The 7,017-nt window shown below is 51.5% G+C and carries 5 protein-coding genes; 1 reads left to right on the top strand and 4 read right to left on the bottom strand.

Going from position 1 to position 7,017, the window contains the following annotated elements:
- Positions 1-212: 212 nt before the first annotated feature.
- Positions 213-782: a hypothetical protein gene (locus ACJ2PR_RS34580; RefSeq protein WP_446859360.1), complete on the top strand. Its 570-nt coding sequence runs from the start codon at positions 213-215 to the stop codon at positions 780-782.
- 24 nt (positions 783-806) lie between these two features.
- Here ACJ2PR_RS34580 and ACJ2PR_RS34575 read toward each other — a convergent pair whose 3' ends face one another.
- The 4 genes from ACJ2PR_RS34575 to ACJ2PR_RS34560 form a co-directional block, all read right to left on the bottom strand.
- Positions 807-1,232 (bottom strand): ATP-binding protein, encoded by a 426-nt coding sequence (locus tag ACJ2PR_RS34575; protein WP_446859361.1) that lies wholly within the window; start codon positions 1,230-1,232, stop codon positions 807-809.
- A 2-nt stretch (positions 1,233-1,234) separates the two neighbouring features.
- Positions 1,235-2,902: a SpoIIE family protein phosphatase gene (locus tag ACJ2PR_RS34570; RefSeq protein ID WP_446880449.1), complete on the bottom strand. Its 1,668-nt coding sequence runs from the start codon at positions 2,900-2,902 to the stop codon at positions 1,235-1,237.
- A 238-nt stretch (positions 2,903-3,140) separates the two neighbouring features.
- Positions 3,141-5,357: a GumC family protein gene (locus tag ACJ2PR_RS34565; RefSeq protein WP_446880448.1), complete on the bottom strand. Its 2,217-nt coding sequence runs from the start codon at positions 5,355-5,357 to the stop codon at positions 3,141-3,143.
- Positions 5,358-5,574: 217 nt separating this feature from the next.
- On the bottom strand, positions 5,575-7,017 hold a 1,443-nt coding region (locus ACJ2PR_RS34560; RefSeq protein WP_446880447.1), incomplete at its 5' end, for an SLBB domain-containing protein.

Genomic DNA, 7,017 nt, shown 5'->3' with positions numbered 1-7,017 from the left:
CCCCTTCTTCTTCCGCCTATTTTCTAGTTTTTCTAAATCTCCCTAGTCTTTCCCTCGCGTGGTCGGGGGATTTTTTTGTGCGATCGTCCATCCTCATCCCTCCTCGCGAAACGGATTACCCCCAAAGGGGAACAGATCATCGAAGTTCTCCCCCCTCGCGAAGCGGAACAAAGTTCTCCCTCATCCCTCACCATTCCTATTAAGATGGACTAATGACACCAGAAGAAATTCCCACAACCCTTACCACTCTGTTTGGTGAAACCATTCAAACGCTTGCGCCTGGTTCCTATCAGGTCGAAACTGCTGAATTTAGGCTGCTTGTGTTGCTTTCAGATGACCAATCCTGGCTGAGAGTGCTATTGCCGATCGCTCCCGCTCAAGAAGCCAAACCCTATTTAGAAGAACTCTTAGAAGCCAATTTTGACACGACCCAAGAAGCCCGATACGCGCTGCATCAAGGCGTTTTGTGGACGGTCTTTCAGCACAGTTGTCATGGGCTGTCGATCGCAGACTTCACCGCAGCTTTAGAGCGACTCATTTTTCTACATCAGCAAGGGTTGGATGAGAGCTTTAGTGCACTCGCCGAAAAGCAAATTCGCCAAATTATTCAAGCCGCCAAACGCCAGGGGCAATCTTTGGAACTGACGCTGCAAACGCTCGATCGCTTCTATGAAGAAGGACTGCTGGGCGAACTAAGCATGAGTGCCCAATCTCGCGAAGAGGTGTTGACCGCGTGGCAACGTCAGCTTACAAGACTGTGGGCAGAGGTAGAACCATCCTGATCAAGGCTCCCTCTTCAAACGCCCCTACTTAATGCCTGCCATCAGACTCGCCTCTAGCTTGAGACAATTGCGACCGTCTACCTGCAAACGGTACTCCACGCGATCCATTAGGCGATTCAAAATGAGCCAGCCATATCCATGCTCTTGTTTATCCTCTGGACAGGGAGCCAAATAGGTCGAAAGGTCATACCCCTGCCCATAATCCCAAATTTCTAGCGCCAGGTCGCGATCCTTGACCTCAAGGCGAATCAGCACAGGAAGGTTAGGACGATCGCGATGAGCATGACGCACCACATTGGAGTAAGCCTCTACCAGCGCCAACCGTAAGCGAGAAGACTGACGAGTCCAATCGACCTCATCCCCAATCTCAATCTCTAGACTGCTCAACAACCAGTTCTCAGCAATGCTCAAAAACTTTAAGTCGCTTGGGATGTGAAGCTCAGTTCTCATAGTTAAAGAACCTCCAGAGATAAAATCGTCTGGTCATCTTCTTGAACGGCATTGTGGGATTGGATTTGGGCTAACAGTTGTTTCAAGTCTAAGCGTTCCCCTTCTTGCAGCAGCAATTGCCAAAGTCCGGCTTGTTTTAACATCGAGCCTTCACCCGCCGCTCTAGACGGACAAGTCGGCTTCTCAGAATGAATCGTTGCTTCAGTAATGCCATCACTGGTTAACAAAACGATTTCTTTGGAATGAAGGTCAATGCTGCCTGCGATCGCCGTCCAATCCGGTAAAATCCCCAACGGAACGCCACGCACTTTGAGATAAGTTGGCTCGATCCCACAGAGATCAGGCTGTCTTGACCAGACCATCGGATAAATATGCCCCGCATTGGCGTAAACTAACCGCTTTGTGGCCGGCGTATATCGCGCTATAACCATTGTGATAAAACAGTTTGTGCTGATCAAATCCTGAGACAGAATGCTATTTAGACTCCGCATGACGACATCGGGTTCAGGCGCACCTTCTTGAGACAATTCTCGTCTCAGCACCGAAATCGCACTCGCCATAAACAGCGCCGCCGGAACGCCCTTTCCTGACACATCGCCCACCGCCAGCCAGACATCGCCTTGAGGGTGATGATAGACCTCAAAAAAATCGCCGCCCACCTCTCTCGCAGGGTGACAACAAGCCTGCACCTTCACGCCCTCTAACACAGGCAACGTCTGCCGCAAAAGATTGCTTTGAATCTGTCGAGCGACGGCCAACTCAGCCCGAATCTGTTCTGCTTGCTGTTGGGTTCGCTGGTAAAGCTTGGCTTGTGAAATCGCCAGGGCTGCCTGCTCTGCGACACCTTCGATGAGTTCGATGTCCTCCTTTGACCAGGGACGATCGCCCTCCGCCTGATGTAAAGAGAGAATCGCCAATAGATCTTGCTGATAGGTCAACGGAACTGCTAAATGGGTTTCTCTTTCTGCTGATTTGCGGGGTGGGTCTATTTGTGTCCTTCGATTTACCAAAACCGCTTGCACTAAGGGAGCGTCGCGATCGTCCTGACTCTTAGGGCTAGACTCCTGAGACACGCAGTATCGAGCAGAATGACGCTGAAGACTGGATTCCTCGACGGGATGAAGCATACAGCAAGCCGCATTTAGGGTCTGCCCCAGCGTCTCTACAATGGTTTGCAGCATACTGTGGTAATCGAGAGACTCGCGAATCGCCGTTGTGATTGCATTAAACAGAGATTCTCGGCGCAGTGCCCGACGCAGATCTTCTGTTCTTTGTTTGAGAACTCGATAGGTTTCTGCGGCTTGCTCGACTACGACTTGAAGCTGCTGCGGTTTCCACGGTTTGGTGATGTACTTAAAAACTTTGCCCGCGTTGATCGCCTCGACCAGATCTTCAACATCCGTATATCCCGTCAGCACAATCCGAATCGTATCGGGGTAGCGATCGACCGTTTTGCTCAAAAACTCAGTTCCCAGCATTTCAGGCATTCGTTGGTCAGAAATAATCACGGCCATCTCGCCCTGCTGATCGAGTAGTTTTAGCGCCGAAATTGCACTGTCTGCTCTCACCACATCAAAATCTCGTCGAAAGGTGCGATAAAGCAAGTCCAGATTATCTGGCTCATCGTCTACGATCATCAGCTTGAGCTTGGGGGTAGCTTCCCGTCTCATGCAGTTTTTTGCTCCTATGAGAGTTGGTAGAACTCATCTAAGTGAAGATGCCCCAGTCTTCCGTAAAACTAACCTGGCTTGATTTTGGCGGGGTGTGTATGATGACGCGCTTTATCTAAAACGACCCTCATAAAAAAAGAGCGCATTAGCTGCACCCTTCTCTGTTTGTCAGTTTTGAGATGAATGTGGGGACAAATTAGACCGATTTGAAGTTCAGGATTTGACCCCCTCGATACGACTATCTGCGAGTTGCGCCTCCGATCGCTTGCTGAGTCTGCACCGTGTCGTAGTAGTAAGCCATCTGCAAATTGCCAACATGATGTTTGGAATCATTAGCAACCGTCCCCAAGATCACCGTGGGAGAAATTCTCAGCCCTTCTAGCGCTTGCTTTTGAGCATCGCGATTGGTCTTACCTAGCCGCGTCACAAGCAGCAGCCCATCCGTTTTGGCAGCAACCAGATTTGCATCAGCAAGGCCAATCAGAGGAGGCGTGTCATAAATCACCAGATCAAAGGCAGACTTAAACTGCTCCATGAGTTGCTGCATTTTTACAGAAGACAGCAAGCTGACGGGATCTCGCGAAACCTGCCCAGCGGTCAGAATGAAGAGATTTTCGTCTTGAGGAGACTGCTGCACCACTTGCTTGTAGTCCAAGTTTGAGCTAACCAGATCGCTCAGTCCTTTGGTGTTCACCAATCCCAGACGGTTATGCAACTGAGGGCGACGTAATTCTGCATCCACCAATAAGACCCGCTGCCCCATTGCGGCGGCCACCTGCGCCAGGTACAGTGCGACCGTGGACTTGCCATCTTGAGGGGTTGGAGAACTAACCACCAGAGCGCGCACCGGAGTCTCTGAATGCAGAAGCCGCACATTGGTATAGAGCGATCGAAACGCTTCCAAAAAAGGCACTGCCCCAAACTTACGAGGCTTGAAACCCATAAATTGGCTGGCTCGTTGAAAGACTCCACCCGCGTCAGGTAACGCATTGAGCCGATCCATTTCGTCTAGCTCTTGATTGGTCGGAATCACCCCCAACATCGGGAGGCGAGTCGCTGCTTTGACTTCATCAGGACTGTAGAAGATGTTGTTTAACTTATCGACCAGAAGGGCGATCGCTGACCCCAATAGCAATCCCAAAACAGCTCCTAGTAAGAGGGTTGTTCTAAAGCGAGACTGTCCCGGTTCACCAGGGGCCGCCACCAGTTGCCAGGGGGTTTGTCGCTGTCCAGCATCAATTCTCAGCGCTTCACGCTTGGCTAAAAACTGGTTGAGGTTATCAGTTGCGATCTGAAGTTCACGCTGAATTCGAGTGTACTCACGCGCAATCACAGAAAGTTGCTTCATGCGATCGTTGAGTTGACCCTCGGTGCCAACCAGCGCCTGATTACGAGCAGACAAATCTCGAATCTGACTAGCCACTTCGTCTTGCACCCGTTGGGCTTCGTTATTGATCAGAGGCAGCAGGTTCGATCGCTGGTCTTGCAGCACCCTGACGTTGGGACTGCCATTTACAAATAATGAAGACTCAGCCGCGATCTGAGTGTCCACCGTTTGCAGTTGTTCGAGTAGTCTTTGGTAGCGCGCGTTTTGACTGAGAGCAGTCGTGGCAGCAACGCCGTCTGGCTTTTGAGCAAGCTGAGATTGCAGGTCAGAAAACCCGGAGCGAATCTGATTGAGCGCCACTTCGTTTTCTAAACGCTGCCGTCTAAAAGCGGTCATCTGCTCAGACAGTTCACGGCTTTGCGATTCGGGGTCAAACAGGTTGTACTGTTGGCGAAATTGTTGTAGCCGTTGTTGACCCGTTTCGACTTGTTTTTGCAGTTGAGGCAGTTGGGACTCGATAAAATTTGTCCCCTGGCGCACGTCTGCGAGTCGCTCGTCAAGACTGTAGGCCAGGTAGCTTTTGCTTAATTCGTCCAGAATGGCTTTGACTTTTTCGGGCTTGGAGTCTTCGTAGATAATCTCAACAATTTCTGTGTTGGGCACCGGCTTGATGCTGATACCCGCCGCCAAGCTTTCGTAGGTCAGTTCGGGGTATTGGGGTTTGAATTTGTCTACGATCGGCTGAATGATTTTAGAACTGGTCAACAGCTTCATGCGAGTATCGTCAAAGCCGCGCACCACATTGTTGACATCTCGGCTGGCATTGGCATTGGAATTGAGCGCTTGAGGCAAGGAGGTCACGACCTGAGATTCGGCCGTTACAGGCCGGGTCAAGATCTGGAAGGCACTCTTATAGGTGGGATTTGTGACCGCTTTGACGAGTGCTAGTGAGGTGACAACTGTTGCCACACCTGCGATCAGCAACCCCCGGCGGCGCAGCACCGAGAAGATCTGACCGAGATCTAACACATCATCCTCTTCGGGCTGACCGCCTGTCATGAGCCAGTGAGGGCGTTTACCGTTTTTTGACGATAAGGGGGGCAGCGATTGGGGATATTGTCCGTCCATCTTGACCTCTTCCAACTTGCTTGATGAATAACGATCGTGTATCTCTAGAAATCGATTGAAGCCACACCTTTGAATCGGGTTAATCAGTGTGTTTTGAGGTCTGTTGCCTAAGATTTAAGAAGGCTGGGGGATCTTTTAGGTAAAGTGTCCTGAATTGTGTCATTGTCAACGCCCCCAAAGTTAACTCAGTCTGAGTGTTTCAGTCCAGTAATAGAGACTATCTGAAAATATTGAAAAAGTTCAGGACTGAGAACACGTTGCTAAACGGACTCAAGATTGTGCCTAAGACATCGGTGGCTTTGGTGATACCAGAACGGTTGACCACAATTACGTCATCATTTCGCAGAGCGGGGTTTTTGTTTTCATCGATGCCTCTGGTGAAGTCAATGCCGATCGTCCGTTGAGAGATTGTACTGTCAGGATTAAGGCGAATCAGTTCTACCGTGCTGGTTTTGGCGCGTCGATTGTCAAAGCCGCCTGCTGCTAAAATGACTTTATTCAACGGCGTATTGGGCGGCACTTCTACCACACCCGGTCTGGTCACCTCACCCACCACATTGACGCGAATCGTATCCGGCGAGAAGCTGGCAGACGCGATCTGAGCAGACTCCGCAGCCGTCACCGAGGTCGCCGTGGGAATAATGATCGTATCCCGGTCTTGCAGAATGAGATCCTGGCGCAGATCGCCTTCTTTGAGCAGTTTCCAGAGGTCGATCGTCAGCGTTTGTTCGGCTCCGGTTTTGGTGGTGCGCTTGACTTGAATCTGCCGGACATCTGCCATTGGTTTAATGCCCCCAGCGACCTGAATGGCCCTAGTGATCGTGGGCACGTTGTCGGTCGTATTGTTGTTTGTATTCACGCCACTGGCTCCACCCGGAATTCCAGCAGCGCCTGTACGAGCCGTTCCGGTGACGGTGTAAGGGCCGGGGCGATAGACTTCACCGACAACAGCAATATTGAGCGGCTGGTTGCGGTCAGAAGAAAAGCTCGTGGTTGCCAGTTGAGAAGACTCGGCTAAATTGACTTCGCTGGTTGTCGGAATATAGATTGAGTCGCCGTCACGCAGCACAATGTCTCTTCGCAGATCGCCTGTTTGCACAAAGTCCCACAGATCGACGTTGATCACCTGTTCGCCGCCGTTGGGTTGGGGTCGCCGGAGTTGCGCTCGTCGGAGGTCTGCGGCCTGAGTGATGCCCCCGGCGGTTTGAATGGCGCGTGTCATAGTGGGCAGTTGTGAGCCGCCTTCAGCCGTTGACAGCAGGTAAGAACCGCGACGGTTAACTTCTCCGGAAACGCCAACTTTGACTGGGCGAGGCGCGATCAGGGTAACGGTCACGATCGGGTATTTCAGCAGTTTTGCGTATTGTCGAGAAGCGATCTCTGAGGCTTGAGTCAGCGTCATGCCGCGCACCGGGATCTTGCCCACTTGCAGCAAGCTAAGGGAACCATCGACCAACACCTGAGTTTCTAGATTGAACTGAGGCAGCCGAAAAACTTCGATTCGCACGCGATCGCCCGATCCCAGGGTGTAAGATTCATCCACTGACGCGCCGCTAAAGGCCTGTGAGCTGGTGCCAGGAGTCTGAGTGGGCGGTAGTTGCGTTGCGTTGAGCGGGGAAGCTGTGGCCCAGGTGAGGAGGGTCAATCCAGCAAGGGAAAG

Source organism: Phormidesmis sp. 146-33, from assembly GCF_052939515.1.
The sequence above is the reverse complement of the archived record's forward strand: the minus strand, read 5'-3'. Positions and strand labels throughout refer to the sequence as shown.